Origin of the sequence: Kitasatospora sp. NPDC097605, assembly GCF_040302725.1 — a bacterium.
In the GTDB taxonomy this organism is placed as follows: Bacteria; Actinomycetota; Actinomycetes; order Streptomycetales; family Streptomycetaceae; genus Kitasatospora.
In genome coordinates, this window is sequence record NZ_JBEOSF010000003.1 from 237,965 (window position 1) to 264,884 (window position 26,920).

Annotated in this window: 23 protein-coding genes, 1 tRNA gene, 1 other RNA gene and 1 pseudogene; 7 read left to right on the plus strand and 19 right to left on the minus strand. The window is 72.7% G+C overall.

Going from position 1 to position 26,920, the window contains the following annotated elements; all coding sequences use genetic code 11:
- The first annotated feature begins 74 nt into the window (after window positions 1-74).
- The 3 genes from ABTX81_RS04820 to ABTX81_RS04830 all read left to right on the plus strand — a co-directional run bounded on the left by ABTX81_RS04820 (window position 75) and on the right by ABTX81_RS04830 (window position 3,940).
- Window positions 75-452 carry a nuclear transport factor 2 family protein gene (locus tag ABTX81_RS04820; protein ID WP_350541531.1) on the plus strand — a complete coding sequence of 126 codons (378 nt, stop codon included), beginning with the start codon at window positions 75-77 and terminating at the stop codon, window positions 450-452.
- A gap of 42 nt (window positions 453-494) precedes the next feature.
- Window positions 495-1,952, plus strand: a complete 1,458-nt coding sequence (locus ABTX81_RS04825) for an MFS transporter (protein ID WP_350541532.1) — start codon at window positions 495-497, stop codon at window positions 1,950-1,952.
- A 104-nt stretch (window positions 1,953-2,056) separates the two neighbouring features.
- Window positions 2,057-3,940, plus strand: coding sequence for a S9 family peptidase (locus ABTX81_RS04830; RefSeq protein WP_350541533.1), 1,884 nt, complete (start codon window positions 2,057-2,059; stop codon window positions 3,938-3,940).
- Here ABTX81_RS04830 and ABTX81_RS04835 read toward each other — a convergent pair.
- From ABTX81_RS04835 to ffs, 11 genes are all read right to left on the minus strand, one after another.
- Window positions 3,919-4,269 (minus strand): hypothetical protein, encoded by a 351-nt coding sequence (locus tag ABTX81_RS04835; RefSeq protein WP_350541534.1) that lies wholly within the window; start codon window positions 4,267-4,269, stop codon window positions 3,919-3,921. The genes ABTX81_RS04830 and ABTX81_RS04835 overlap by 22 nt on opposite strands.
- A gap of 263 nt (window positions 4,270-4,532) precedes the next feature.
- Window positions 4,533-5,324: an SURF1 family protein gene (locus tag ABTX81_RS04840; protein ID WP_350541535.1), complete on the minus strand. Its 792-nt coding sequence runs from the start codon at window positions 5,322-5,324 to the stop codon at window positions 4,533-4,535.
- A gap of 82 nt (window positions 5,325-5,406) precedes the next feature.
- Entirely contained in the window at window positions 5,407-7,023 is a 1,617-nt protein-coding gene (locus tag ABTX81_RS04845; RefSeq protein WP_350541536.1) for a hypothetical protein, read from the minus strand.
- The gene (locus tag ABTX81_RS04850; RefSeq protein WP_344345760.1) at window positions 7,016-7,570 is read right to left on the minus strand and encodes a SigE family RNA polymerase sigma factor; all 555 of its coding nucleotides are present in this window, start codon (window positions 7,568-7,570) and stop codon (window positions 7,016-7,018) included. The genes ABTX81_RS04845 and ABTX81_RS04850 overlap by 8 nt, the downstream gene beginning before the upstream one ends.
- 352 nt (window positions 7,571-7,922) lie before the next feature.
- A complete protein-coding gene (locus ABTX81_RS04855; protein WP_350541537.1) occupies window positions 7,923-8,999 on the minus strand; it encodes an aspartate-semialdehyde dehydrogenase in 1,077 nt (358 codons plus the stop codon).
- Window positions 8,996-10,276: an aspartate kinase gene (locus ABTX81_RS04860; protein ID WP_350541538.1), complete on the minus strand. Its 1,281-nt coding sequence runs from the start codon at window positions 10,274-10,276 to the stop codon at window positions 8,996-8,998. The genes ABTX81_RS04855 and ABTX81_RS04860 overlap by 4 nt, the downstream gene beginning before the upstream one ends.
- Window positions 10,277-10,575: 299 nt before the next feature.
- On the minus strand, window positions 10,576-11,307 hold the full coding sequence (locus ABTX81_RS04865) for a DUF5063 domain-containing protein (protein ID WP_350541539.1): 732 nt from the start codon (window positions 11,305-11,307) through the stop codon (window positions 10,576-10,578).
- A complete protein-coding gene (gene recR / locus ABTX81_RS04870; RefSeq protein WP_350541540.1) occupies window positions 11,300-11,899 on the minus strand; it encodes a recombination mediator RecR in 600 nt (199 codons plus the stop codon). The genes ABTX81_RS04865 and recR overlap by 8 nt, the downstream gene beginning before the upstream one ends.
- 232 nt (window positions 11,900-12,131) lie before the next feature.
- Window positions 12,132-12,470, minus strand: a complete 339-nt coding sequence (locus tag ABTX81_RS04875; RefSeq protein WP_350541541.1) for a YbaB/EbfC family nucleoid-associated protein — start codon at window positions 12,468-12,470, stop codon at window positions 12,132-12,134.
- Window positions 12,471-12,598: 128 nt separating this feature from the next.
- Entirely contained in the window at window positions 12,599-14,770 is a 2,172-nt protein-coding gene (locus ABTX81_RS04880) for a DNA polymerase III subunit gamma and tau (protein WP_350541542.1), read from the minus strand.
- A gap of 66 nt (window positions 14,771-14,836) precedes the next feature.
- An RNA gene (ffs, locus tag ABTX81_RS04885) (signal recognition particle sRNA small type) lies at window positions 14,837-14,933 on the minus strand.
- A 131-nt stretch (window positions 14,934-15,064) separates the two neighbouring features.
- On the opposite strand from ffs, the gene ABTX81_RS04890 reads away from it, so the two are divergent.
- Window positions 15,065-15,149: transfer RNA gene (locus ABTX81_RS04890), tRNA-Ser, on the plus strand.
- A 190-nt stretch (window positions 15,150-15,339) separates the two neighbouring features.
- On the opposite strand, the pseudogene ABTX81_RS04895 reads toward ABTX81_RS04890, so the two are convergent.
- Window positions 15,340-15,846: pseudogene (locus ABTX81_RS04895) on the minus strand (transposase); the annotation flags it as partial.
- 705 nt (window positions 15,847-16,551) lie between these two features.
- On the opposite strand from ABTX81_RS04895, the gene ABTX81_RS04900 reads away from it, so the two are divergent.
- Window positions 16,552-19,158, plus strand: coding sequence for a tyrosine-protein kinase family protein (locus tag ABTX81_RS04900; RefSeq protein WP_350541544.1), 2,607 nt, complete (start codon window positions 16,552-16,554; stop codon window positions 19,156-19,158).
- Between the two features lie 378 nt (window positions 19,159-19,536).
- Here the strand turns inward: ABTX81_RS04900 and ABTX81_RS04905 are convergent, their stop codons facing one another.
- From ABTX81_RS04905 to ABTX81_RS04925, 5 genes are all read right to left on the minus strand, one after another.
- Entirely contained in the window at window positions 19,537-19,971 is a 435-nt protein-coding gene (locus ABTX81_RS04905; RefSeq protein ID WP_350541545.1) for a YdeI/OmpD-associated family protein, read from the minus strand.
- 11 nt (window positions 19,972-19,982) lie between these two features.
- Window positions 19,983-20,396 (minus strand): VOC family protein, encoded by a 414-nt coding sequence (locus ABTX81_RS04910; protein ID WP_350541546.1) that lies wholly within the window; start codon window positions 20,394-20,396, stop codon window positions 19,983-19,985.
- Window positions 20,397-20,462: 66 nt separating this feature from the next.
- Window positions 20,463-20,957, minus strand: a complete 495-nt coding sequence (locus tag ABTX81_RS04915; protein ID WP_350541547.1) for a helix-turn-helix transcriptional regulator — start codon at window positions 20,955-20,957, stop codon at window positions 20,463-20,465.
- A gap of 54 nt (window positions 20,958-21,011) precedes the next feature.
- The gene (locus ABTX81_RS04920; protein ID WP_350541548.1) at window positions 21,012-21,422 is read right to left on the minus strand and encodes a VOC family protein; all 411 of its coding nucleotides are present in this window, start codon (window positions 21,420-21,422) and stop codon (window positions 21,012-21,014) included.
- Window positions 21,423-21,614: 192 nt separating this feature from the next.
- The gene (locus tag ABTX81_RS04925; RefSeq protein WP_350541549.1) at window positions 21,615-23,807 is read right to left on the minus strand and encodes an MMPL family transporter; all 2,193 of its coding nucleotides are present in this window, start codon (window positions 23,805-23,807) and stop codon (window positions 21,615-21,617) included.
- Window positions 23,808-24,068: 261 nt separating this feature from the next.
- Here ABTX81_RS04925 and ABTX81_RS04930 point away from each other — a divergent pair, with 261 nt between their 5' ends.
- Together ABTX81_RS04930 and ABTX81_RS04935 are read left to right on the plus strand one after the other, a co-directional pair.
- Entirely contained in the window at window positions 24,069-25,304 is a 1,236-nt protein-coding gene (locus ABTX81_RS04930) for a sensor histidine kinase (RefSeq protein WP_350541550.1), read from the plus strand.
- Window positions 25,301-26,008: a response regulator gene (locus ABTX81_RS04935; RefSeq protein WP_350541551.1), complete on the plus strand. Its 708-nt coding sequence runs from the start codon at window positions 25,301-25,303 to the stop codon at window positions 26,006-26,008. The genes ABTX81_RS04930 and ABTX81_RS04935 overlap by 4 nt, the downstream gene beginning before the upstream one ends.
- 45 nt (window positions 26,009-26,053) lie before the next feature.
- Here the strand turns inward: ABTX81_RS04935 and ABTX81_RS04940 are convergent, their stop codons facing one another.
- Both ABTX81_RS04940 and ABTX81_RS04945 read right to left on the minus strand, forming a co-directional pair.
- A complete protein-coding gene (locus ABTX81_RS04940; protein WP_350541552.1) occupies window positions 26,054-26,476 on the minus strand; it encodes an RNHCP domain-containing protein in 423 nt (140 codons plus the stop codon).
- Window positions 26,477-26,505: 29 nt separating this feature from the next.
- Entirely contained in the window at window positions 26,506-26,892 is a 387-nt protein-coding gene (locus ABTX81_RS04945) for an RNHCP domain-containing protein (protein ID WP_350541553.1), read from the minus strand.
- Window positions 26,893-26,920 lie beyond the last annotated feature (28 nt).

Consider the following 26,920-nt stretch of genomic DNA (forward strand, 5'->3'; position numbering starts at 1 on the left):
GCCGCCCGCCGTCCGTACCTTTTCGACCAGCGGGAACGGCCCGCCAACAGCCCCACCGGACAAGGGAGAAGACCATGACCACCACCCAGCCGACCGTGCTCCAGCAGCTCGCCGCCCGCTACCTCGCCGCCTGGAACGAGACCGACCCGGCCGCCCGCCGGAAGCTGATCGACGAGGCCTGGGCCGAGGGCGGCACCTACACCGACCCGCTGGCCGCTGTCACCGGCCGCGCGGGCGTCGACGCGCTGATCGGCGCCGCCCAGGCGCAGTTCCCCGGGCTGGTGTTCACCCTCGGCCCGGTCGACGCCCACCACGACATCGCCCGTTTCACGTGGAACCTCGGCCCGGCCGGCGAGGAGCCGCTGGTCATCGGCTTCGACGTGCTGGTCGCCGACGCCGAGGGCCGGATCGCCTCGGTGTACGGCTTCCTCGACCGCGTCCCGGGCGCCTGAGCCGGCCGAACCGGGCACCAACCCCCCACAGGAGATGAAGAGTTGTCCAGCACGCTCACCCCCCGAGCCCCCCGAGGCCCCCGAGCCGCCCGAGCCGCCCACGCGATCCGCCCGGCCACATCGACCGCCGCACCCGCCCCGCGCGGCCTGCTGCCGGTCCTGCTGACCGCGACCTTCATGACCGCCCTCGACGTCTTCGTCGTCAACGTGGCCATCCCCTCCCTCCAGGCCGACCTCGGGGCCGGGCCCGCCGCCGTCCAATGGGTGGTCGCGGGCTTCGGCCTCGCCCTCGCCACCGGACTGATCACCGCCGGCCGGCTCGGCGACCGCTACGGCCGGCGCCGTGTCTTCGGGCTCGGCCTGGCCCTGTTCACCCTGGCCTCGGCCGCCTGCGGCCTGGCCCCGACGGCGGGCGCGCTGGTCGGCGCCCGGATCGCCCAGGGGCTGGCGGCGGCGCTGATGGGCCCGCAGGTGCTGGCCATCCTGCGGACGGCGTACAGCGGCGCGGCGCAGGCCCGGGCGTTCTCGATGTACGGGCTGACCATGGGCCTGGGCGCCGTCCTCGGGCAGCTGATCGGCGGGGTGCTGATCCGCGCCGACCTGTTCGGCCTGGACTGGCGCACCTGCTTCCTGCTCAACCTCCCGGTCGGCCTGGCCGCCCTGGCGCTGGTGCGGCGCTGCCTGCCCGAGTCGCGCGCCCCGCGCCGGCCGGGCCTGGACCCGGTGGGTGTCGCGCTGGTCACCGTCGCCCTGACCGGCCTGGTGCTGCCGCTGATCCAGGGCCCCGGGGCCGGCTGGCCGCTGTGGACCTGGCTCGGCCTGGGCGGCTCGACGGTGCTGCTCGCGCTCTTCGCCGTCCACCAGCACCGCAGCGGCCGGGCAGGCGGCTCGCCACTGGTCGACACCCGGCTGTTCGCCGACCGGGTGTTCACCACCGGCCTGCTCGCCCAGCTGGCCTTCTGGCTCGGCCAGGCGTCGTTCTTCCTGGTGCTCGCCCTCTACCTGCAGACCGGCCGCGGTCTGGACGCGCTCGGCGCGGGCCTGGTGTTCACCCCGATCGGCGTCGGCTACCTGCTGACCTCCACCACCGCGCACCGGGTGGTCGCCCGGCTGGGCCGGCGGACGATCGCGCTCGGCGGGCTGCTGATGGCCGCCGGACTGGGCCTGCTCCAGCTCGCGGTGCACGCCGCGGGCACCACCGGCGGCGTCTGGTGGCTGGCGCCGGGCCTGTTCGTCGACGGGCTCGGGATGGGCCTGGTGGTCGCCCCGGTGACGTCGGTGGTGCTGGCGGGCGTCGAACCGCGGCTGGCCGGCTCGGCGGCGGGCCTGGTGGCCACCGTCCAGCAGGTGGCGGGGGCGCTCGGGGTCGCGCTGCTCGGCATCCTCTACTACGCCGCCGACGACCCGGCCGCCGCGTTCGGGCACAGCCTCGCGGCGCTGGCGGTGCTGGAGGTGCTGCTGGTGGGCCTGGTGCAGCTGTTGCCCCGACGGGCGGGGTGAGCCCGCGCCGGGGCGCCGGCGGGGAGGACCGCACCACGGTCCTCCCCGCTTTCCGTTTCGCCCTCCCGTTCCGTTTCCTCCCCCCGATCGGGTTGGATGGGTGGATGAGCGAGGAGAAGAGCGCCGTACCGGCGTGGGAGCAGCGGTTCAGGGCGGCACGGGTCTCCCTGCCGGACTGGGCGGAGGACGCCCCCGACCGGGCGCTGTACGTGTCCAACGCCAGCGGCACCTACGAGGTCTACGCCTGGGACCGCGCCACCGACACCCACCGGCGGGTCACCGACCGCCCCAACGGCACCACCGACGCCGAGCTGTCCCCCGACGGCGAGTGGATCTGGTGGTTCGACGACAGCGACGGCGACGAGTTCGGCATCTGGCGCCGCCAGCCCTTCGCCGGCCGCTCCGAGGGCGCCGAGGGCCCCGACGAGGAGGCCGTCCCCGGCCTCGCCCCGTCCTACGAGGCGGGTCTCGCCCTGGGCCGGGACGGCACCGTGGTGGTCGGCCGGTCCACCGACGACGGCGGCACCACCCTGCACCTGCGCCGCTCCGGGGCGGCCGAGGCCGTCGAGATCTACCGGCACGCCGAGTACGGCGGCGTCGGCGACCTCAGCCACGACGGCACCCTGCTGGCCATCGACCACACCGAGCACGGCGACGCCATGCACGGCTCCATCCGCGTCGTGCGGCTGCCCGCCGACGGCGCCGAGGTGACCACCGTGGCCGAGCTGGACGAGGTCACCGGCCGCGACGAGCCGCGCGGGGTGGCCTGCCTGGGCTTCGCGCCGCTGGACGGCGACACCCGGCTGCTGGTCGCCCACCAGCGCACCGGCCGCTGGGAGCCGATGATCTGGGACGTCGCGACCGGCGCCGAGACGGCGCTGCCGCTCCGCGACGAGCAGGGCCGCGAGCTGCCCGGCGACGTCTCCGCCCAGTGGCGGCCGGGCGCCCGGACGCTGCTGATCGAGCACGAGTACGAGGCGCGCAGCGAGCTGTTCTCGTACTCCCTGGACGAGGGCGTGCTGACCCGCCTGGACACCCCGCGCGGCACCGTCGGCGGGGCCAGCCCGCGGCCGGACGGCACGGTGGAGTTCCTCTGGTCCTCCGCCGCCGAGCCGTCCGCCGTGCGCTCCACCGCGGGCACCGTCGTGCTGCGCGCGCCCGGCGCCGTGCCGCCCGGCTCGGTGCCGGTCGAGGACGTCTGGGTGGAGGGGCCCGGCGGGCGGGTGCACGCGCTGGTCCAGCGGCCGGCCGGGGCGGGCGAAGGTCCGTTCCCGACCGTGTTCGAGGTCCACGGCGGCCCGACCCACCACGACAGCGACTCCTTCGCCGCCGGACCGGCCGCCTGGCTGGACCACGGCTTCGCGGTGGTCCGGGTCAACTACCGCGGCTCCACCGGCTACGGCCAGGCCTGGACGGACGCGCTGCGCGAGCGGGTCGGGCTGATCGAGCTGGAGGACATCGCGGCCGTCCGGGAGTGGGCGGTGGCGAGCGGGCTGGCCGACCCGGAGCGGCTGGTGCTGTCCGGCGGCTCCTGGGGCGGCTACCTCACGCTGCTCGGGCTCGGGACGCAGCCGGAGCTGTGGAGCCTCGGCGTCGCCGCCGTGCCGGTCGCGGACTACCTGACCGCGTACGACGACGAGATGGAGGCGCTGAAGGCGATCGACCGCACCCTGTTCGGCGGCACGCCGGAGGAGGTGCCCGAGCGCTGGGCGGCGTCCTCGCCGCTGACGTACGTCGAGCGGGTGCGGGTACCGGTGTACATCAGCGCCGGGGTGAACGACCCGCGCTGCCCGATCAAGCAGATCGACAACTACGTCGAGCGGCTGGAGCGGCTCGGCAAGCCGCACGAGGTGTACCGCTACGACGCCGGGCACGGGTCGCTGGTGGTGGACGAGCGGATCAAGCAGCTGCGGCTGGAGATCGACTTCGTCCGCCGGCACCTCGGCGGCCCGGCGGTGGGCGAGAATCAGGCGGACACGGAGCAGTAGGGGACGTAGGAGAACGGGGGGTACGGGGTGAGGCGTCTGCTGACGATCGTGGGGGCGGGGGTGGCCGGGGTGCTGGTGCTCACCGGCTGCTCGGGCCAGGACGACGACGGCGGGGGCGGGAGCGCGGCCTGCCCGCCGCCGCCCTCGCCGACGGTGTCGTCCTCGCCGTCGGCCGCCCCGTTCCCGTCCCCCACGGTGAGTTCCACGGTGGTGAAGGCGGCGTTCGGTACGACGGAGGAGGGCGTGGTGGTGCTGGCCAAGTCGGGCTCGAAGGGGTCCGGCGGGTCGAGCGGGTCGAAGGGGTCCAAGGGCTCCAAGAGCGGCCGCACGACGCGGCACCACAGCGACACGTACGACTCCGACAAGAACGGCAGCGGCAGCAACGGCAGCGGCCGCAAGTGCGACTACGCGCCGCCGACCGCCTCGCCGTCGTCCGGCGTTCCGTCGTCCGGCGCTCCGTCGCCCGGCGTTCCGTCTCCTGGTGCTCCGTCCGCTGTGCCGACGCCGGCCGTTCCGACCGTGCCGGCACCGGGCAAGCCGGCCGTTCCGCCGGTGAAGCCGTCCCGCTGATCAGCGGGTCACGGCTGCGGCGTCAGTCGAGGACCGGGTCCAGTCCGAGGGCCCGGTCCTGCTCCGCCTCCGCCTCGCGGCGCAGCAGGCGGAACCACATGAACACCACGAAGCCGCCGAAGACGAACCACTCAAGCGTGTAGCCGAGGTTCTGGAACGCGCGCAGGGAGAGGCCGTCGCCGCCCTGCGGCTGCACGGTCGGCACCGGGGTGAGGCCGTCCGCCGCGCTGTCGGCGGACACCCAGCCGTCGTACCAGCCGTCCAGCGCGAGCTTGTTGACCAGCGCCGCCCGGTTGATCGTGCCGAGCTGCCCGTCCGGGAGGCCGCCGGCCACGGCGCCGCCGCTGCCGCTGTTCTCACCGGCCTGGAGGCGGCCGGTCACGGTCACCTCGCCGGTCGGCGCGGCCGCGATCCCGGTCGCCCCGGCCGGGGGCGCGCCGGCGGCCCAGCCGCGGACGACGGCGGCGGTCCGGCCGTCGGCGGTGCGCAGCGGGGTGAGCACGTAGTAGCCCTGCTTGCCGTCCACCACCCGGTTGGGGACGAGCAGTTGGTGCTCCTGCTCGAAGGTGCCGGTGACCGTCACGGCGCGGCCGACGGTGTCGGTGGTGACCTGCGGCCGGTCGGCGGCGAGCAGGTCGTCGAGCGGCCGGGGCGCGCCGGCGTCGGCCGCCGCCCGGCTGATCTCCTGGTGCGAGGAGACCCGGTCCTCGAACCGGCCGAGCTGCCAGGAGCCGAGCCAGACGCACACCGCGACGGCCGCCACGGCCAGCGCGGTGCCGCTCAGCCAGCGCGGGGTGAGGAGGAACCGGTACACACCCCCACGGTAACCACTCCTCACACCCGGCCCGCTCCCAGGGCCCCGGTGCGCCCTTCGCGCCGCGTTCCCCGCCGGCCGCTCAGCCGGCCGACGGGGAGGTGCCGGGGGCGGGGGCCGCGGCGTCGGCCGGCAGGAGCTGCGGCGTCGTCCGGTAGACCGTGCCCGCGCAGGCGCCGGGCAGGACGGCGGTCGCCGCGGCCGGGTTCCCCGGGGCCGGGGTGTGCGCCAGGGTGATGCTCGCCGGGGGCTTGCTCGGGCCGGGGGTCACGGTCGCCGACGGGCTGGGCGCCCCGGTGGGAGCGCCGGTCGTCGTACCGGTCGGCCGCGGCTGCGCGGTCGGCTCCCCGGTGCGGAAGGCCGCCGGGACCGCCGCGGGCACCCCGCTGGTGCCGCCCGCCGACGTCCCCGGGCCGACGCTCTCGGTGCCGGGACCGGCCCCGCCGCCGCTGCCCGTCGTACCGCCGCCGCCGGTGCCACCGCCGGAGGAGCCGCCGCCCGTCGCCGAGCCGCCCGTCTCGCCGCCGGAACCGGAACCCGCGCCGCCACCGGAGCCGGAACCGCCCGAACCCGGCAGCGCACCCGAACCCCCGGGCCCGCCGCTCGCGGTGCCGGTACCGGTACCGGGACCGGCCGTGCCGCCGCCGCCGCCCGTCGTACCACCGCCACCGGTGCCACCGCCGGAGGAGCCGCCGCCCGTGCCGGTGCCCGGCTGCCCGGTGCCCGCGGACGCGCTCGGCGAGGCCGAGCCGCCGGGCACGGCGCAGCCGGCCGGGTCCGGGAACCAGGCGAAGTCCACCCGGTACCCGGCCCTGGGCGCGAGGACGGGACCGTCGCTCCCCGCGTCCTTCCCCGTCGCGGGGCCGGACGCGGGCCCGGGTGCGGGCAGCTCGGTCGCCGGGTCGCCGGCGGTGTGGAAGGCGATCCGGATGCGGCCGGCGTCCGCCGCCGGGATCCCGGTGACGGTGACCGAACCGGGCCCGCCCAGCTGGCAGCTGCGCCCCGAGACGTTGGTCACGGTGAAGGAGCCGTAGATCCGCCCGTCGGCGTCCGCGGTGCCGAGGCGCGCGGCGCCCTGGCCGAGGTCGGCGCGGGTGCACAGCGCCGGCGCCGGGGCGTTCGCCCCGCCGGCGGAGGCGGCGGCGGACGGCGCCAGGGTGCCGGGCGCGGGGAGGACGGTGCTCGGCCCCGCGCTCGGCGCGCCGCCGACGGTCCCGGACGGGCTGCCCGGGACGGACGGCACCGCGGTGTCGGCGGTCGGCGGGAGGGCGGGCGTGCCGGTGGTGCCGCCGGGGACGGCGCCCTCGACGCTCGCGGAGGCGCTGCCGCCCGCGGTGCCGGGCGAGCCGGGGCCGCCGGACAGGCCGAGGTGGTCCGCGGTGTGCAGGGCCGGCAGCAGCAGGGACGCGGCGGCGGCCACGGCCGCGGCGCCGGTCCAGGCCCCGCGCCGGACGGCCCGCCGGCGCGGCACCGCCCGCCGGATGTGCTGCAGGCCGCCGGGGGCGGGCTGCACCTCGGCGACGGCCCGCTGCATCAGCTCGCGGATCAGCCGTTCCTCGCGGTCAGCGGGGTCCTCCCCACCGAGCGGGGAGGCCGCGCCGAGCGGGGAGGCCGCGCCGAGCGGGGAGGCCGCGCCGAGCGGGGAGGCCGCGCCGAGCGGGGAGGCCGCGCCGATGCCCTTGGGATCGTTCTCAGCCATGTCCGGCCTCCATCTGGACCCGCAGCGCGGCGAGCCCTCGTGAGCCGTACGCCTTCACCGAACCGAGCGAGATTCCCAAGGTCTCCGCCACCTGCGCCTCCGTCATGTCCACGAAGTAGCGCAGCACCAGAACCTCCCGCTGACGGCGTTGCAGACCCCGCAACGCGACCTTCAACTGGTCACGCTCCAGCGCATCGTAGGCGCCCTCCTCTGCGCTGGCCATGTCAGGCATCGGCTTCTGCAGCAACCGCAGCCCGAGGATCCTGCGCCGCAGGGTCGAGCGGGACAGGTTGACCACCGTCTGCCGCAGGTAGGCCAGCGTCTTCTCGGGTTCGCGCACTCTCCGCCGGGCCGCGTGCACCCGGATGAAGGCCTCCTGGACGACGTCCTCGCAGCTCGACAGGTCGTCGAGGAGCAGCGCGGCCAGCCTCAGCAAGGATCGGTAGTGCGCCTGGTAGGTCTCGGTGAGCAGATCTTCGCTGGTCCCGGCCGCGGTACCGGCGGTACCCGCGCCGGAATCCGCGGCGCCGGGTGCGACTGCCGTCATCTGGTTATCTTCCGGCCTATCCGCAGGCCACTGGACACGCGACGGGAAGGTCACCGCGGCTGCCGCCGAGATTCCCGTCCCTGCCCCCACCATCACGTTCGCCACGCCCGTTGGACACTCGATCCCCTGTCATGGTTGCCCAGCCCGGCGGACATTCTTCCGCATGGACGGAACGCCCCTCCAGGGGATTCGGCGAGGATTCCTCGCGAGCTCGGCGAACATCCCGCGCAGAGCGGGGCTCCCGTCCCTCACACCTCGTCCGGAACGGGGCCGCGGGCGGCCGGCCTCGGGGCGTGGACGCCGTGGGCTCGGGGCGTGGGACGTCCGGGCTCAGGCCTCGGGACGTCCGGGCTCAGGCCTCGTCGTCGGCCGCCGCCGCGGCCGCGCCCTCGGCGGCCACCAGCTCGGCGATCTGAAGCGCGTTCAGCGCCGCGCCGCGCCGCAGGTTGTCCCCGCAGAGGAAGAGGTCCAGCGCGTTCGGGTCGTCCAGCGCCCGCCGCAGCCGCCCCACCCAGACCGGGTCGGTGCCCACCGCGTCGTTCGGCGTGGGGAACTCGCCCGCCGCCGGATCGTCGTACAGCAGCACCCCGGGGGCCTCCGCCAGGAGCTCCCGGGCGTGCTCCTGGGTGACCTCGCGCTCGAACACCGCGTGCACGGCGAGCGCGTGGGTGCGCACCACCGGGATCCGCACACAGGTGGCGGAGACCTTCAGCCGGGGCAGGCCGAGGATCTTGCGGGACTCGTCGCGCACCGTGCGCTCCTCGGACGACCAGCCGCCGTCCGTCAGCACGCCGGCCCAGGGCACCGCGTTGAGCGCGAGCGGGGCGGCGAACGGCCCGTGGTCGTCGATCACCGCGCGCAGGTCGCCGGTCTGCTCGCCGACGTCGGTGCCGGCCACCTGGGCCAACTGGGTGCGCAGCGTGTCGGCGCCGGCCCGGCCGAGCCCGGAGGCGGCCTGGTAGGAGGCGACGACCAGCGACTCGAGCCCGTACTCGGCGTGCAGCGCGCCGATCGCCGCGATCATGGTCAGGGTGGTGGAGTCGGGGCTCGCCACGATGCCGCGCGAGCGCATCCGGACGGCCGCCGCGTTGACCTCGGGCACCACCAGCGGCACGGCGTCGTCCAGCCGGAACGCGCCGGAGTTGTCGACCACCACGACACCCTTGGAGGCCGCGATCGGCGCCCAGCGGGCGGCGACCTCCTCGGGGACGTCGAACAGCGCGACGTCGATCCCGTCGAACGCCTCCTCGCCGAGCGCGACCACCTCGACGGGCTCCCCGCGCACGACCGCCTTGCGGCCGGCCGAGCGCGGGGAGGCGACGAGACGGATCTCGCCCCAGATGTCCTGGCGGAGGGAGAGCAGGCCGAGGAGCACCTCGCCGACCGCGCCGGTGGCGCCGACGACGGCGAGGTTCGGCCGCCGGGTCATCGCCCGGTGCCTCCGTAGACGACGGCCTCGTCCGTCTCGCTGTCCAGCCCGAAGGCGCTGTGGACGGCCTGGACGGCCGCGTTGACGTCCTCGGCGCGGGTGACCACCGAGATGCGGATCTCCGAGGTGGAGATCAGCTCGATGTTGACGCCGGCCGCGGAGAGCGCCTCGAAGAAGGTCGCGGTGACGCCCGGGTTGGAGCGCATGCCCGCGCCGACCAGCGAGATCTTGCCGATCGCGTCGTCGTAGCGGAGCGACTCGTAGCCGATGCCCTCGCGGACCCGGTCGAGCGCGTCGATGGCCTTCTGGCCCTCGGTCTTCGGCAGGGTGAAGGAGATGTCCGTCAGGCCGGTCGAGGCCGCCGAGACGTTCTGCACCACCATGTCGATGTTGATCTCGGCGTCGGCGATGGCACGGAAGATGCGGGCCGCCTCGCCCGGCTTGTCGGGGACGCCGACGACCGTGACCTTCGCCTCGGACGTGTCATGGGCGACTCCGGAGATGATGGCCTGCTCCATCTCGCCCCCTTCGGGCTGGTTCGGGTTGTCGTTGCTGACGATCGTCCCGGGGAGGCCCGAGAAGGACGAGCGTACGTGAATCGGGATGTTGTAGCGGCGCGCGTACTCCACGCACCGGTCGAGCAGCACCTTGGAGCCGGACGAGGCCAGCTCCAGCATGTCCTCGTAGGCGATCCAGTCGATCTTGCGGGCCTTCTTCACCACGCGCGGGTCGGCGGTGAAGACGCCGTCCACGTCGGTGTAGATCTCGCAGACCTCCGCCTTGAGGGCGGCGGCGAGGGCGACGGCGGTGGTGTCCGAGCCGCCGCGGCCGAGCGTGGTGATGTCCTTGCTCGACTGCGAGACGCCCTGGAAGCCGGCCACGATCGCGATGTTGCCCTCGTCCAGGGCGGTGCGGATGCGGCCCGGCGTGACGTCGATGATGCGCGCCTTGTTGTGGACGGAGTCGGTGATGACGCCGGCCTGGCTGCCTGTGAACGACTGCGCCTCGTGGCCCAGGGATTTGATCGCCATGGCCAGCAGCGCCATGGAGATGCGCTCTCCAGCGGTCAGCAGCATGTCGAACTCGCGGCCGGCGGGGAGAGGTGACACCTGCTCCGCGAGTTCGATGAGCTCGTCCGTCGTGTCGCCCATCGCGGACACCACGACGACGACCTCATGGCCGGCCTTCTTGGCGTCAACGATTCGACGGGCCACGCGCTTGATGCCCTCGGCATCCGCAACGGATGAGCCGCCGTACTTCTGCACGACAAGGCCCACGTGCGCTCCTCGACTTGTGTCGTCTTCGGGGGCGATCGGCCCCCGCACCCCCGGGTGGCGGGGGTAGTGCGGTCGGCGCCAGTCTACCGAGCGGGGGTGCTCCGACCTCGGCTTTCCATATGATGAGACACGCATTTCAGCAGGTGAGCGGGGGTGCGGGCGGCCGCACCGGCAGGTCTGCTGGCGAGCCCCCGTCGCCCCGGAGAATCGGCGGACGAACGGCCGGACGCCTCCGGGATTTCCTCTCCGCGCGGGAGAGTGAGGCTTCCGTCACAGTCCGCGTGGCCGTGCCCTGCGGGCTAGCGGCCCAGGCCCAGCTCCGCCGCCATCAGGTCGCCGGCCTGCTGCTCCAGCTGCTCGTCGGTGAGCCCGTCGTTGTCGGTGTCCGCGCCGTCCGGCGCCGCCCCGATCGGGCTGTCCAGCCGGACGTGCGCGATCAGCGACTGCAGCGCCCGCAGGACGGCCGTGCAGGTGGTGCCCCAGTTGGACAGGTACGAGAACTGCCACCACCAGAGCGCCTCGCTGACCCGGCCCTCGCGGTAGTGGGTCAGCCCGTGCTGCAGCTCGCCCACCACCCCGGCCAGGTCGTCCGAGATCCGGAAGGCGTTCGGCTTCTCCGGCGGCCCGTACGGGTCGAAGACCTCGTGGTAGACGTCGATCGGCGCGAGCAGCTCGGCCAGCCGCTCGCGCAGCTGCTCGCCGTCCGGCTCCGGCCCGGCGTCGGGCTCGAAGCGGTCGTCGGGGACGACGTCCTCGATGGCGCCCAGCCGGCCACCGGCCAGCAGCAGCTGCGACACCTCCAGCAGGAGGAGCGAGACGGCGCTGCCGGGCTCGTCACCCTTGGCGACCTCGGTCACCGAGAGCACGAAGCTCTCCACCGAGTCCGCGATCTGCACCGCGAAGTCGTCCGGCTCCGAGCCGTGACCGTGCGTGTGCGGGGTGTGCGGGGCGTCCTGGGGGGTGCGCCGGTCCTGCTCCGGCCCGGCCTGGTGGGGCGTGTGGGGCTGCTGGTTGATCGTCCGGTCAGACATCGAGCAGTCGTCTCCCTTCGAAGGCGCGGCCGAGCGTGACCTCGTCCGCGTACTCCAGATCCCCGCCGACGGGCAGGCCGCTCGCCAGACGGGTCACCTTCAGGCCCATCGGCTTGCAGAGCCGGGCCAGGTAGGTGGCGGTCGCCTCCCCCTCCAGATTGGGGTCGGTGGCCAGGATCAGCTCGGTGACCGTGCCGTCGGCGAGCCGCGCCAGCAGCTCGCGGATCCGCAGGTCGTCCGGTCCGACACCCTCGATCGGGCTGATCGCGCCGCCCAGCACGTGGTAGCGGCCGCGGAACTCCCGGGTGCGCTCGATGGCGACGACGTCCTTGGGCTCCTCGACGACGCAGATGACACCGAGGTCACGGCGCGGGTCGAGGCAGACCCGGCACTGCTCGGCCTCCGCGACGTTGCCGCAGACGGCGCAGAACCGGACCTTGTCCTTGACCTCCAGCAGCGCGTGCGCCAGCCGGCGGACGTCGATCGGGTCGGCCTGCAGGACGTGGAAGGCGATCCGCTGCGCGCTCTTGGGCCCGACGCCGGGCAGCCTGCCCAGTTCGTCGATCAGGTCCTGAACCACGCCCTCGTACAACGTCGCGCCTTCCCTCGGGTTGGACCGGTGGCACCCGCACGGGGGGTGCTCCGGTGCCATCATCCAACGAATCGGACGCCGGGCACACCGCCCGACGCCCGACTCCCGCATAAATCACACAGGTCCATCGTCTGAACTTCGGACCATCATGGCCCGGCATCCCCGGACCGGCCCGTCGAAGCCGGGGCCGCCGGCCTCGGTGCCGTCCTCAAGCGGTGCCTCAGGGGCGATCTCAGAAGGGCAGGCCCGGGATCCCGCCGCCGAGCCCCTGGGTCAGCGGGCCCATCCGCTCGGCCTGCATCTTCTGCGCGGCCTGGTTGGCGTCCCGGACGGCCGCCAGCACCAGGTCCGCCAGCGTCTCGGTGTCCTCCGGGTCCACCGCGGCCGGGGCGATGGTCAGCGCCACCAGCTCCCCGGAACCGGTCACCGTCGCCTCGACCAGGCCACCGCCCGCCGAGCCGGTCACCTTCGCCTCGGCCAGCTCCTGCTGCGCCTGGGCGAGGTCCTGCTGCATCTTCTGCGCCTGCTTGAGCAGCGCCTGCATGTTGGGCTGGCCACCACCGGGAAACACGGCTCACTCCTTGCGTTCGGTCTGCGCCTCGGGCGTCGTCTGGTACGCCCTGCTACGCCCTCGGGTCTGTCCTCGGGTCGGTCCTCGGGCAAGCCCTCTGGTACGTCCCCGACGAGCCTACGTGCTGGTCAGTTCCCACCGTGCCGGATCTCCTCCAGCACCGTGGCGCCCAGCTCGCGGATGATCAGCTCCTGGCCGGAGAACGCCTCCTCGTTGAGATCGGGGTCGTCCTCCTCCGGGATGTCGTCCTCCGGGGCCACCGCCCGCACCGGGCGCGCCGGGGCCGGCTGGGCCGCCGGGGGCATCGGGGGCGGTGCCTGGACGGGCGGGGGCACCGGTGCGACCGGCGCCGCCTGCGGCTGCGGCACGGGCGCGGCCACCGGTGCGGGCGCCGGCGCGGCGGGCTGCATCGGGGGCGCGGACGCCGCCGGACGCGCCGGTGGGGCACCCCAACCGCCCCCGCCTGCCGCGGGCGCGCCGCCACCGGCGCCGCCGCCCGCCCCACCCGACGGGTCGACGATGCACTCGATCCGCCAGTCCACGCCCAGCGCGTCCGCCAGCGCGGACCGCAGCACGTCGTCGCTGTTGCTGCTGACGAAGCTGTCGCGGGCGCCGGCGTTGATGAACGAGACCTGGAGCACGCTGCCGTCGAAACCGGCCACCTGGCCGTTCTGGCTGAGCAGGATCCAGGTGAACCGGCGCCGGTTCTTCACCGCCTCCAGGATCTGCGGCCACAGCTGCCGCACCTGCCCGGCGCCCTGCTGCGCCGCCGCCGACGGCTGGCCGCCGCCGGGCGCCGCAGCGGGCGCGGGCGCGGGGGCCGCCGGGGCGGGCGCGGGGGCCGGCACCGGAGCGGGCGCCGCCGGGGCGGGCGCGGGGGCCTCCCCGGCCGACGGGAAGCTCCGCTTGATCGGCCAGGCGCCGGGCGCCGGCCCGGCCGGCGGCGCGGGTGCGGCTGCGGGCGGCGCGGGTGCGGGCGCGGGGGCCGGCTGCACCGGTTGCGGCACCGCCGCCGGCATCGCCACCGGCTGCTGCGCCTCCGGCATCACCACCGGAGCGGCCGCCGCAGGAGCGACCACCGCCGGCCCCGCGGCCATGCCTCCGACCATCCCCGCGGCCATCCCACCGGCCATGCCGCCCGCCGCGGCCCTGCGCTCCAGCTTGTCCAGCCGTGCTTGCAACGACAGCTCGTCGCTGTACGCGCCCGGCAGCATCACCCGGGCGCAGATCAGCTCCAGCTGCAGCCTGGGCGCCGCATTGCCGCGCATCTCGGTCAGCCCGGTGTTGACGATGTCCGCCGCCCGGCTCAGCTCGGCCGCCCCGAAGGCGTCCGCCTGCGCCTGCATCACCGCGACCCGGTCCGCCGGGGCGTCGATCAGCCCCTTCTCCCCGGCGTCCGGCACTGTGGCGAGGATCACCAGGTCGCGCAGCCGCTCCAGCAGGTCCGTGACGAACCGCCGCGGGTCGTGCCCGCCCTCGACCACCCGGTCGATCACCTGGAACACCGTCGCCCCGTCGTGCGCGGCGAACGCGTCCACCACCTCGTCCAGCAGCGCCGAGTCCGTGTACCCGAGCAGCGCGGTGGCCATCTGGTAGGTGACACCGCCCTCGGTGGCACCGGCCAGCAGCTGGTCCATCACCGACATCGAGTCACGCACCGACCCGGCGCCCGCCCGCACCACCAGCGGGAACACCGAGTCCTCGACCTGGATCCCCTCCCGGCCGCACACCTCGGCCAAGTAGTCGCGCAGCGTGCCGGGCGGCACCAGCCGGAACGGGTAGTGGTGGGTCCGGGACCGGATCGTCCCGATCACCTTCTCCGGCTCGGTGGTCGCGAAGATGAACTTGAGGTGCTCCGGCGGCTCCTCCACCACCTTCAGCAGTGCGTTGAAGCCGGCCGAGGTCACCATGTGCGCCTCGTCCAGGATGAAGATCTTGTACCGGCTGTGCACCGGCGCGAAGAACGCCCGCTCACGCAGCTCGCGCGCGTCGTCCACGCCACCGTGCGAGGCCGCGTCGATCTCGATCACGTCGATCGACCCGGGCCCGCCCGTGGCGAGGTCCTGGCAGGACTGGCACTCCCCGCACGGCGTCGGCGTCGGCCCCTGCTCACAGTTCAGACAGCGGGCCAGGATGCGCGCGCTCGTCGTCTTGCCGCAGCCGCGCGGGCCGCTGAACAGGTACGCGTGGTTGACCCTGTTGTTGCGCAGGGCCTGCTGGAGCGGAGCGGTCACGTGCTCCTGCCCGATGACCTCCGCGAAGGTCTCGGGGCGGTAGCGGCGGTACAGGGCTAGGGACACACCACCGACGATATCGGGACGGACCGACAAACGCGTCGTCCCCCGATCCCCCACCACCCCCGGGAACGCAAAGACCCCTCGCGCACCCGCCAGAGCTCTCCTACCCTTGCTGCCTTCCGGCCCTGGGGGGGTTCAAAAAGATGGCGCCACACGAGGGGCTGTCCCCCACAGTACCGGATCCCGACCCCACCCCTCCACCACCACCCCCACCCCAGCATCCGCAGGCCACCCCGATCCCTCACCTGCGACATACGTGGTCGCGACCACCCCGAAACATGTACTAAGCTCTCCCTCGGAGGATTCGCCTAGAGGCCTAGGGCGCACGCTTGGAAAGCGTGTTGGGGGCAACCCCTCACGAGTTCGAATCTCGTATCCTCCGCCTTGATCGAAGGCCCGGACCGTTCTCACGGTCCGGGCCTTCGTCGTTCTTGCCCCCGACCGGCTTCCGCACGGCAAGGCCGTCCTCCTGGATGGCGGATGTCCTCATCGGCTAGTGCCAAGGGTTCAGTGGTCGTAGGCGGCCAGCGAGCGCATGACGAGCTGACCGGTGTGGTCGTAGTGCCGATCTCTAGTTCGGCGAGCTCACGCTCGAACGCGGCGCCGTAGGAGTTCTTTTCCCCGATCAGGATCTGACCGGGGCGGGCGGCCACGAGGTTGGTCTCGGTGTCCAGGATGTCCAGCAGGGTGGTGCGCCCGTCGGCATTGGCGCCGGTGAACACGAACGTGACGGGCAGACCGTGCAGGATGCACACCAGGTGCAGCTGCAGGCCCCAGAAGAACCGCGAATGGCTGGCGTAGCAGCCGTATGCGACCCAGCCGGCCAGGTCGGAGCGCTTGACCGTCTCGTGGGAACGTCCGCTTTCGATGGGGGTGGAGTCGACCACCCAGACGTTGTCCGTCCACAGGCTGGTGTCGGTGGCCAGCTGCCGGTTGACGCGGGCGATCAGGTCCGCGGCCTTGCGCTGGCGCCGGTTGTAGCCGGACTGCCCTGGAGAGTACGGGAACAGGTGCTGGAGCTTGGAGTGGGCGTAGCGGATCCAGCGGCGCTTGGAGACGAAGCCGACCATCACAGCCATCCGGCCGGGTCGCCATGCTGGTGGCCACGGCACCCGAAGCCGCCCGGGAGCTCCTTGATCGGCAGGCACATCAACCTCCGGGGCGAGCGGCTTCATCTGGAGCGACCGATGCCGGTCGCAGGCACGACGTTGAGGTGGCGTCACCGGCCGGGGGTCTTAACGTCTTGGTCTCTGATCCAGTCCACCATCCGTCCGTCCCCGCCTTCTGCACACAGGGCTCTGGAAACGCTCCGCGCCAAGTCAAACGAAGCTACGATCGGCTCCTCAGCCCTGAGAGGGAGGGAAGGGCATGAGCAACTTCCATGATGTTGCCGCACTGCGGGCTGCTGAGGTGCATGTTCTCACCAGTGCAAAGCAGACCCTCGGCGCCGTGTACCTAGCCGGATATGTCGTGGAGTGCCGGTTGAAGCACTACCTGCAACTACGAGGCATCCGGTTCCCACGCAGCGGCAGTGAAGGCCACAACCTGCGAGCGCTGTGGGCAACTGCTGAGTTCCCAAGACCCGCCGGGCACGGCGGACTTTTCATTGACCACTGGGGCACTGAGCTCCGCTACACGATCGTTCTCCCTACGGGTGTCAACTCAGAGGACTTACTCAAAGGGGGACGGGACCTGGCAGGGTGGGTGTCCACACGCATCCGGCAAGTCGGCTCCCGAGGTCACAGCACGGGAAGGGCTCCCCGGTGAACGAAAGGCCAGCGAACATGTCAGAGCTTGAGACAGCCATCCGGGCCGCAGTCCCGGATGCCGCTGTCGCGGTCGTACCCGACGCCGGCGGCTTCATCGTGCGTGTCATTTCTGAGCACTTCGTTGCCGTTCCCGAAAACGATCGTCGCTCGTCCTTGCTGCAGGAACTCGCACCGGGGACCGCCATCGGAGTCCACACCTGGGAGTTGCTCACGCCATCCGAAGCCGAATGGTTCGGCGATCTGACGACGGAGCCCGCCCCTCCGCCGGGCTGGTCAGCGGCATTCAACCGCGCAGAGAGCACCGACCCCGCGGAGGTCACGTTCGCCAGCGACCTTGACGAGAACCTCGATTCTGCACCCGTGGTGACGTTCTACAGCCTGAAGGGTGGTGTAGGACGGAGCACTGCTCTAGCGGCGGTGGCACGACGTCTGAGCTCCGAGCACGGGTTGAGGGTCCTCTGCGTGGACATGGACCTCGAAGCGCCGGGCCTCGACTCACTGTTCGGTATCACCCATAAGGGCGAATCCGATCGAGGTGTCGTGGCAGCTCTATTGCAATACGAGTTCGACGATGAGGTCTCGGTATTGGACCACGTCGTCCCAGTCGATGACACCGGCCGCTTGTACTGCATGCCGGCAGGTAGGCTCGACAGCACATACGCAGCGCGGCTGCGGTCCCTGGAACCCGAAATCTGGTATCGGGAACGCATTAATGCACTGCACCGCCTCATCGACGATGCTCGCCGGTCCAACCTGCAGCCAGACGTAATCCTCATCGACTCGCGCACCGGTGTAAGCCCGGTGGCGGCTCCGCTGCTGTTCGATGTTTCCGACATGGCCGTAATTTGCTTCCATCCCCACGACCAAGCCAGAGTCGGCACGGAACTGCTTTCGAGGGCTTTGCTCAGATCCACCACGCGGCGCCATGCGCACGTGAATCTGACGCCCGAACCCCGTTTCGTGGTATCCCCCATGCCGCCCGGCGTGAGCGCGGCGCGCTTGGCCGATCGCGCAAGGTCCTGGGTTGACGAATGGCTGGCGCCGTTCCGCGCCACCCGCGCCGATGCTCCGCGACTGGCCGCCGAGGAGATCACGCACATCGTTCCTTACAATGCCGAGGTAGCCTTCGCCGACACCGTCACCACGGACAAGGAGCGACTCTACCCCTACGCCAGAATCGCGGATTGGATCGTGCAGATCGTGCCCGAGCCTGCTCCCGAGCCTGCCCTTCAGCATCGAACGTCGGCGAGTAAGAAGGGGGCTTTGGGGGAGCTATCCTTCTCCACAGACACGGCCGAGCGCCTGGATAACGAAGAGTTTCTCCAGGACTACGTGGTAACTCGCCAAGTGAGTGAGACCGCCGACCCGGATACCCCCCTCATTCTCGGTCGCAAGGGCACCGGAAAGACCGCGCTATTTCGCTGGCTGGCTGCTGGCGAGCTAAAAGGGTGGGCGCCGGTCTGCGTAACGACTCCCGACAGGTTCGATCAACGCCCCGACTGGTCTTTCGGCCCGGATAACTATGCAGCCATTGATGCTCAGATCTCCAAGGTCGGCCTGGACTGGGGCACTTTCTGGCAGACACTGATGGCGCTAGCCATCTACCGAACCCAGACAATGGGTGGACTCGGTGCGCCGCATCCTGCCATGGAATCCCTCGAAAGTGGTGACTTCGCCGCCACACGTGCGGTCTCCGAGGTACTCAAGGACCCAATGGGGCCCCTGCAATGCGCTGACTGGCTGCGTAGGGTCGATGCACACGGAGAGCAGCGCCTTCTGCTCCTATTCGACGGACTTGACACTGCCTTCGGCCACACCCCGGATCAACGCAGGCGTCGCTCTCACGCTATCGCCGGCCTCTTGGCCAGGCAGGCAGATCTGGCTCCTAAACTCAAGCGGCTGCGCCTCAAGATTTTCGTTCGCCAGGACATCTGGTCCAATCTCCAGTTCGAGAACAAGAGCCACTTCTACGGCATTACACGCCGACTTCAGTGGGAGGACCAACGGGAATACTTCAAGGTCGTTCTCAAGAGGGCCGTACGGTCCGAAGCGTTCCGGGAGATTCTCCGTGCGGTGGATCCATCGCTCACCGCGAGCGACGTAGCGTCCTGGAGTTCCGACCAGGTCGACCAGGCGTGGAGCTCATTGGTTGGGGAGCGTATGCGGGGGGAGCGCACCGCATTCACGTCCAACTGGGTCTGGAATCGACTTGCCGATGGCAACGGAGACCACTCACCACGCGCCCTGTTGCAGCTGTTCGCCGCCGCATTGGACTGGGAACGAGACGAGGAAAAGCGCAGCACATACGACAGGTCGGTACTCCGACCTCGCAGCCTGGCTCTCAGCCTTGAGCAGGTGAGCGACCCTGCCCTGTCAGCCTTGCTTGACGAGGAATTTCAGGAACTTCGCCAAGTGGCGACGGCACTCCGGGAATACGGCCGCACACCGATCGGCGAGGACACCCTCCGGGCCGCTCTCGGAAACACCCCGGAAGACCTCATTACTCTGGCGAAGGAGGCCGGTCTCATCACGGTGAGCGAGAGTGATGGGACGTCGCGTGCCTTTCGAGTGCCTGATCTGTACCGCTGGGCTCTCAGTGTCACCCGGAGGGGTCCCATGTAGTCGCCGTGTTCGCACGGCATCAGCGTGGTTGACCGTTGCTCCGCCAACCGGGACCAACAGAGTCACGGCTTGTTCACACTCTCGGGGTCGGCGCCACCTCGCAGCGGGGTGGCGCATCGCCGTGGTCTCAGTCCTGGTTTCATTCATCGCTGTCTTCCTGGGTACGTGCCCCAACTCTGGCCTGGCTCCGCCGCAGGTCAGGACGGGTGCGACCCTCAGTGGACGGGGTTCGGGAGAATTGGAAAGCGTGTTGGGGGCAACCCCTCACGAGTTCGAATCTCGTTTCCTCCGCCTTGATCGAAGGCCCGGACCGTTCTCACGGTCCGGGCCTTCGTCGTTCCGTGGTCCCGGCCGGGCCGGCGGAGTGGTTGTCCGGGTTCAGTCCCGGAGGGCGGCGATGGCCTTCTCGATGCGCCGCAGGCGGGTCTCCGGCTTCTTCGCGCTCTCGACGGCGCGCACGTGTTCGCGCTTGCGGCTGTCGGTGAGGGCGTCGAAGGCGGCGCGGGCGGCCGGGTCGTCGTCGAGGGCGCGGGCGAAGTCCTCGGGTTCGACGACCACGCGCGGCTCGGTGTCGAGTTCCAGGTCGACCTCGACCTCGTCGCCGGTCGCGACGCCGGCGGCCCGGCGGTTGGCGTTGCTGAGGCCGAGCAGGTGGCGGCCGCGCAGGATGGCGACGCGGCTCTTCCAGCGGTGCCCGTGGACGGTGATCGTCACCGGCGGCCGGGCGCCCCCGCCGAGCGCCTCGACCACCTCGGGCGGGACCTCCAGGCCCCGCATGGGCTCGGGCGGCTCGACGAGGGCGCGGAACTTCACGACGTGCTCCTCTACTCCGCGTAGGGCTGGTCGGCGCCCTGGGCGCTGTAGCCGAGGCTCCAGACGTAGCCGTCCGGGTCGGCGAAGGTGCCGCCGTACCCGCCCCACGGCAGGGCGCCGGCGGGCTTGAGGACGGTGGCGCCGGCCTTCGCGGCCTCCGCCATCACCTCGTCGACCCGGGCCTCGCTGCGGACGACGTAGGTGAGGACCAGCCCGCTGAAGCCGCTGCCGTCCGCGCCGGTGCCCACCAGGTCGGCGAGGCCTTCGCGGTTGTAGAAGCCGACCGGCGAGGCGCCGTCCGACTCGAAGAACACCGAGATGCCGTAGTCGCTCTGGATCTTCCAGCCGAGCCCCTCGGTGTAGAACCGCTTGGCGGCCTCCATGTCCCGAACGCCCAGCAGGATCGAACTCACGTGCGCCTTCATGTCGTCTTTCCATCCATCGGAGGTGTGTGCTGCATGAACCGTCGGGTCATGTGGCTGCTGTGACCATCACGCTAGGGGCTGCGCGGCCCCCGGGACTTCTCGATTCCTGACCGGTCTCGCGACCTGCTTCGCGACGCACGCCGGCATCCCCTCCACCGTGATCGCCGTGTCCGGCTCGTGGGCCGCGCCCGCGGCCGCCCGGCGCCGGAAAGCCCCGGGCGACATCCCGACCAGCTCGGTGAAGCGGGTGGTGAACGTGCCCAGCGAGGCGCAGCCGACCGCGAAGCAGACCTCGGTGACGCTGAGGTCGCCCCGCCTCAGCAGCGCCGTCGCCCGCTCGATGCGCCGCGTCATCAAGTACGCGTACGGCGAGTCACCGTAGGCGGCCCGGAACTGCCGGCTCAGGTGCCCGGCGGACATGTGCACCTCGCGGGCGAGCGCCTCCACGTTCAGCGGCTGCGCGTACTCCCGGTCGATCCGGTCACGGACGCGGCGCAGCCGCGCGAGATCGTTCAGACGCTGTGCCTGGACCCGCGCACGCCGCCATTCAGGCGGACACATGGGCACCTCCCCTTCGGTCGTAGGTCTTCGAGCGGCCCGCCCCACCTGCGGGGGTCAGCGCAGCTCCTGGATGCGGACCAGGTTGCCCGCGGGGTCGCGGAAGGCGCAGTCCCGGACGCCGTACGGCTGCTCGGTCGGCTCCTGGACGACCTCGGTGTCACCGGCCTGCACCTTCTCGAACGTGGCGTCGAGGTCCGGGGTGGCCAGCAGGATCCACCCGTACGTGCCCTTGGCCATCATCTCGGTGATCATGCGCCGCTCGTCCTCGGTGATACCGGGATCGGCGGCGGGCGGCGCCAGGAGGATCGACGTGTCGGGCCGGCCGACCGGGCCGACCGTGATCCACCGCATCCGGCCCTGCCCCACATCGCTGCGGACCTCGAAGCCGAGGACGTCGCGGTAGAAGGCGAGCGACGCGCCCGGGTCGTCGTGCGGGAGGGCGGTCGTGTGAATGGTGATGTCCATGGCTGGCAGGCTAGACGCGACTCCTCGAGCTGCGCTTATCGATTCCTGATCCGATCCGCACGCGTCATGCCGCTCAGTCGCTCCTGCCATCGTTCGCCCTGAGGCCCGACAGTCACCGACAGAGGTCGGAGGCCCGGCCCTTTCGGGGGTGGGGCCGGGCCTCCGTGGGCGCCCTGGGCAGGCGGGCGCCGATCAGGGGGTGGGGGCGTAGTGGGTGGGGGCGGGGGTGTGGGTGGGGGCGGCGGGGGTCGGGGTGGGGCGGAGGGGCCACCAGAGGGAGCGGCCGAGGAGGGTGGCCAGGGCGGGGACCAGGGCGAGCGAGAGGACGACGGCGGAGAGCAGGATGCCGAGCGTCAGGGCGAAGGCGATCTGCTCGCTGCCGGGGGTGGTGGCGAGGGAGGCGAAGGAGCCGGCGAGGACCAGGCCGGCCGTGGCGATGGCGGGCGTGGTGTGGCGGACGGCGCGGGCGACGGCGGCGCGGGCCGGGCCGGGGTGGTGCATCTCCTCGCGGATCCGGTCGGTGATGAGGATGTTGTAGTCGGTGCCCAGGGCGACGACGAAGAGGAACAGCACCAGGGGGAGGGTGAAGCTGACGCCCGGCTCGTCCAGCAGGTGCTGGAACAGCAGGGTGGCGGCGCCGAGGGTGGCCGCGAAGCCCAGCCCGACCGAGAGCATCAGGACCAGCGGGGCGAGCAGGCTGCGCAGCAGGAGCAGCAGGATCAGGCCGATGAGGGCGGCCGCGACCGGGAAGACGATGGCGAGGTCGTGGTCGACGGCGGCGGAGATGTCCGCGAAGATCGCCGCCGTGCCGCCGACGTGGGCGCTCGTCCCGGACGGCTTGTGGGCGGCGACCGCGGCGCGGACCGGGCCGGACGCCAGGTCGCGGGCCCGCTGGCTCTGCGGGTCGGCGGTCAGGTAGACATCGATCCGGGCGGCGCGGTGGTTCTCGTTCAGGACGATGCCGCCCACCTGGCCGACGCCCTCGACGCCGGCGAGGCCGCGGGAGAGGCCGTCGAGCCGGGCCCGGTCGAGGGTGCCGCCGTCGTCGGCGGTGATGTAGACGCTGGTCGGGTCGGAGACGCCGGCCGGCAGCGAGCGGGAGATCTCGGCGGCGGTGGCCGCGGCCGGGGTGGTGGAGCCGCCGCCCAGGCCGTAGTCCATCCGGATCCCGGTCATCCCGGCGGCCAGGGCGCCGAGCAGGGCGACGGAGGCGAGCAGCAGGGCCAGCGGCCGACGGGCGACGAGCGCGCCGTAGCGGGCGGCGAAGCCCTCGCGCGGTTCCCGGCGCAGGCTGCGGGAGGGCCAGAACATCTTGCGGCCGCAGACGGCGAGCAGGGCCGGCATGAGGGTGAGGCTGCCGAGCAGCATGACCAGGACGGCGACGGCGATGGCCGGGCCGAGCGAGCGGAACTGGCCGAAGGTCGCCACGCCCAGGGTGGCGAAGGCGGCCACGATGGTCAGCGCCGCCGAGGTGATCGCGGTGCCGACCCGGCCGGACACCTGGGCGGCCGCCGCGCGGGCGGGCTGGTCGGGCCGGGCCCGCAGGTGCTCGCGGAACCGGAAGAGCAGGAACAGCAGGTAGTCGATCCCGATGCCGAGCAGCACCACGTTGATCAGGCCCGGCGTGGAGGCGTCCAGTTCGAGGCCGGTGAGCGCCGCGGTGCCAGCGACGGCTCCGGTGGCCACGCCGCCGATCATGGTGACGGCCAGCAGCGGCAGCACGGCGGCGAGCACGCTGCGGAAGACCAGCACGTTGAGCAGGATGATCAGTCCGGTGACGAGGGCGCCGCCGACCATCGTGGCGGTCCGGTTGGCGTCGGCGGTGTCGGCCGCCTCGGCCAGGCCGCCGGTGAACCCGGTGCGCATCCCGGCGTCGGCGAACTGCGCGCGGGCCGAGTCCCGGAAGGCGCGGTAGACGTCCTGGACGCCCTCGTCCACGGCGTTGCCGGTCAGCTCGACGGAGAGCAGCTCGAAGCTCCGGTCGGGTGCCGTCATCGCCGGGACGACCCGGGGGGTCTGGGAGCGGTCGGGGACGAGGAAGGCCGGCTCGTCCTCCTTCCTGGGCATGACGACCCGGCGCTCGCCGAGCTTGGCCGCCTCCGCCTCGATCCGCTGCTGGTCGGCGGCGGTGAGCGCCTTGCCGTCGGTGCGGGCGACCAGCACGGTGACCGTGGTGGCGTCGGGCTTCACCCCGAACTCCTCCTCGGCGATCCGCAGCGCGGCGGCCGAGTCGTAGCTCCGGGGCAGGAAGTCACCCGTCTGGGACTGGGTGACGCGGCCGATCAGCACCGGCCCCAGTACGCCCAGCCCGATCCCCAGCACCGCCCACAAGGCGATCACCTTCCAGGCGTTTCTGGTGGAGAATCCGGTCAGTGCGCGGATCACGGTTTGCCCTCCGGCGGATGGACGCGAACGTCGGCCTCGTCGCCGGGGGTTCCCGGCCTGCTTCCAGACCATCAGGTGAGGGGGCCTCCGGGCGTCCGAGCAGCGAACGATCCGGGTCGGGGCCCGCGCTCCCCCCACCGGCCCGGGACCGGGACCGTGGTCCTGGTCCGTCCGCCCGTCCTCGGCCGGAGGGACCATCCGGGGCGGAGCGGGCCGGTGCCAGAATGGGGGCATCAGCGCTGGTCGGCCGGGAGGACGAGGATGGAAGGGCGTCGGCGCCCCGGAGCGGTCGTGGACGAGGTGCCGCAGAACCGTGTGAACGGCCTGCCGTGGAGCCAGGCCGACGCGCTGGTGGCCGTCGGCGCCGGCATGCTCGACCTGGTCGCCTACCTGCTCGTCAGCCAGGTGGACGGCACCGGGAGCGTCAGCGTGCCGGGTTTCGTCTTCCTCGTGCTGGCGGCCCTGCCACTGCTCGCCCGGCGCCACCGTCCGGTGCAGGCGCTCGCCGTCGTCCTGGCGCTCCAGTCCGTGGTCAACGTGCTCGCTCCGATGGGCCCCCACTTCGGCGCCGTCCTGACAGTGGCGCTCTACTCGGCCGCCCGGCACCGCACCTGGCCGGTCACCGTGGGCGCGGCCGTGGCGGCGGCGGTGACGACGATGCTGAGCCAGAGCATGTTCCGCGTCCCGTCCGGCGAGGGCGCCATCTCCGCCTTCGGCGCAAGCACCCTGGTGGCCGGCGCCGGCCTCGCCGTCGCCCGCTGGCAGCGCGAGGTGGCCGCCAACCGCCGGCTGCTGGCCGACCGCGCGGTGGCCGAGGAACGCCGCCGCATCGCCCGGGAGTTGCACGACATCGTGGCCCACCACATCACCACCATGCAGCTGATGGCCGGCGGCGCCCGCGCCAACCTCGCCGACCAGGAGGTGGTCCGGGACGCCCTGATCACCCTGGAGTCCTCCGGCCGGCTGGCCCTGCGCGAGATGCGCCAGTTGCTGAACGTCCTGCGGGCCGGGGACGAACCGGACGCCGCCCCGCCCGCGCCCCAGCCCGGGGCCGAGGACCTCGAACGGCTGGTGGACGAGTCCCGCCTGGCCGGGCTGCCGACCGAGCTCGACGTCCGCGGGCCCCGGCGGCCGCTGCCGCCGACCGTCGGGCTGACCGTGTTCCGGATCGTTCAGGAGGGCCTCACCAACGCCCGCAAGTACGCGGGGCCCGCCCGCGCATCCGTCCGGCTCACCTACGGGCCGGACCGGGTCACCGTCGAGGTGCTGGACGACGGCGCGGGCGTACCGCCGCAGGACGCCGCGCCGTCGGCCGGGGACCGGGGCGGGTACGGGCTGCTCGGCATGCGCGAGCGCGTCGCGCTGCACGGCGGCACCCTGGAGGCCGGTCCGCGGCCGACGGGCGGCTTCGCCGTCCTGGCCGACCTCCCCCTGGTGGCCGAGGAGTCGGCCGAGGCCGCCGTCCAGCGTCAGCGTGGAGAGGTGGTGTACCGGTGACGGCCGCGACGCCCGGGATCCGGGTCCTCATCGTGGACGACCAGCCGCTGGTGCGGCGCGGTCTGTCGTTGATCCTCTCCCCGGACCCCGCCTTCGAGGTGGTCGGCGAGGCCGAGGACGGCGAGCAGGCCGTCGCGCTCGCCCACCGGCTGCGCCCCGACGTCGTGGTGATGGACATCCGGATGCCCGTCCTGGACGGGGTCGCCGCGACCGAGGAGCTGGCCCGCACCCTGCCCGGGTGCCGGGTGCTCGCGCTCAGCACCTTCGACATGGACGAGTACGTGGTGGCCGCGCTGCGCGCCGGCGCGCACGGGTTCCTGCCCAAGGACGTCTCGCCGGAGGACCTGGGCGCGGCGATCCGCACCGTGCACACCGGGGAGGCGGTGGTCGCCCCGCGCCTGCTCACCCGGCTGATCTCCGCCTACGTCCGGGCGCCGCTCGGCGCCCCGGCGCCGCCGGCCGTCGCGACGGGGGAGCTCACGCCGCGCGAGGTGGAGGTGTGGCGGCTGATGGCCACCGGACTCGACAACGCCGGGATCGCCCGGGCCATGGACATCAGCCAGTCCACGGTGAAGAACCACATCACCAGCCTGTTCGGCAAGCTCGACGTGCGCGACCGCGCGCAGGCGGTCATCGCGGCCTACGAGTCCGGCCTGGTCACCGCCCGTACGGGGGGCGGGGACCAGGCCGGCGGGACGGTCTAGCGCGGGGCTGCTCGGGTCACTCGGCGCAGAACGCCTCCCCGGCTGCTACAGGTTGAGCAGGGTGCGCCGGGCGAAGTCCGCGTCCCGCAACGGCTTCAGCGCGAGCCGCAGCAGCGGTAGCGGATTGTCGTCGCCGGCGATCCGGTTGGTGCTCAACTCGCCGCAGGACAGGCACTGGTGGACGATCAGCCACTCGCCGTCCGCGCGGACGGACATGCCCAGCGCCTCCATCCGGCCACGGCAGTCGGCGGCCCGGTCGCCCGGGACGCGGCGGTCGACGTGGAGGCTGGCCAGGCAGTTCGGGCAGTGGTTGCGGTGCGCGGTGCCCGGGGCGTCCACCGGGACGTCCAACCGGCAGCCGACGCACCGGAAATCATTGGCCCGGTGCCCGCCCCGGTCGTGCAGCACGTCCTTGGGACGCTGCCGACGGCGCGGGCCTCGGCCGTTCTTCTGTCGCGCTCGCGGCACGGCCGGGCTCCCCTCTCGCGTACGGCGGTTCACAGGGACCCGAACGCTTCGAGCGGGAACGGCGGCTGGGCGAGCGGCCGGACGGCGATGCGCATCAGGATGAGCTGGTTGTCGTCCGGGCAGACCGGATTGGACGTCAGCTCGTCGCAGCGCACGCAGCGGTGGACGACCATCCAGTCACCGGTGCGCAGCACGGCGATGGCGATCGGCGACATCCGCCCGTGGCACCCGCTCGGACCGCCCTCGACCTGGTCGAGGACGTGCCGCGAGTGCAGGCAGGACGGACAGTGGTTCCGCCGCGCGCCGTCGCCGGCGAACGCGGACACGGTCAGGCCGCACCAGGCACAGCCGAACGTGGCGGTCTTCTGGGCGCTGCTGGTGGTGGTGGTGTTGCGCGTGTGGGAGGTGCTGGACACCCGGGGTGCTCCTTGCTGGAGGTCAACG

Coding starts and splice junctions, on each gene's coding strand:
- ABTX81_RS04820 (WP_350541531.1), top strand. CDS start 75: ATGACCACCACCCAGCCGACCGTGCTCCAGCAGCTCGCCGCCCGCTAC.
- ABTX81_RS04830 (WP_350541533.1), top strand. CDS start 2,057: ATGAGCGAGGAGAAGAGCGCCGTACCGGCGTGGGAGCAGCGGTTCAGG.
- ABTX81_RS04845 (WP_350541536.1), bottom strand. CDS start 7,023: ATGGCTGAGAACGATCCCAAGGGCATCGGCGCGGCCTCCCCGCTCGGC.
- ABTX81_RS04850 (WP_344345760.1), bottom strand. CDS start 7,570: ATGACGGCAGTCGCACCCGGCGCCGCGGATTCCGGCGCGGGTACCGCC.
- ABTX81_RS04855 (WP_350541537.1), bottom strand. CDS start 8,999: ATGACCCGGCGGCCGAACCTCGCCGTCGTCGGCGCCACCGGCGCGGTC.
- ABTX81_RS04865 (WP_350541539.1), bottom strand. CDS start 11,307: ATGTCTGACCGGACGATCAACCAGCAGCCCCACACGCCCCACCAGGCC.
- ABTX81_RS04900 (WP_350541544.1), top strand. CDS start 16,552: ATGTCAGAGCTTGAGACAGCCATCCGGGCCGCAGTCCCGGATGCCGCT.
- ABTX81_RS04910 (WP_350541546.1), bottom strand. CDS start 20,396: ATGAAGGCGCACGTGAGTTCGATCCTGCTGGGCGTTCGGGACATGGAG.
- ABTX81_RS04915 (WP_350541547.1), bottom strand. CDS start 20,957: ATGTGTCCGCCTGAATGGCGGCGTGCGCGGGTCCAGGCACAGCGTCTG.
- ABTX81_RS04920 (WP_350541548.1), bottom strand. CDS start 21,422: ATGGACATCACCATTCACACGACCGCCCTCCCGCACGACGACCCGGGC.
- ABTX81_RS04930 (WP_350541550.1), top strand. CDS start 24,069: ATGGAAGGGCGTCGGCGCCCCGGAGCGGTCGTGGACGAGGTGCCGCAG.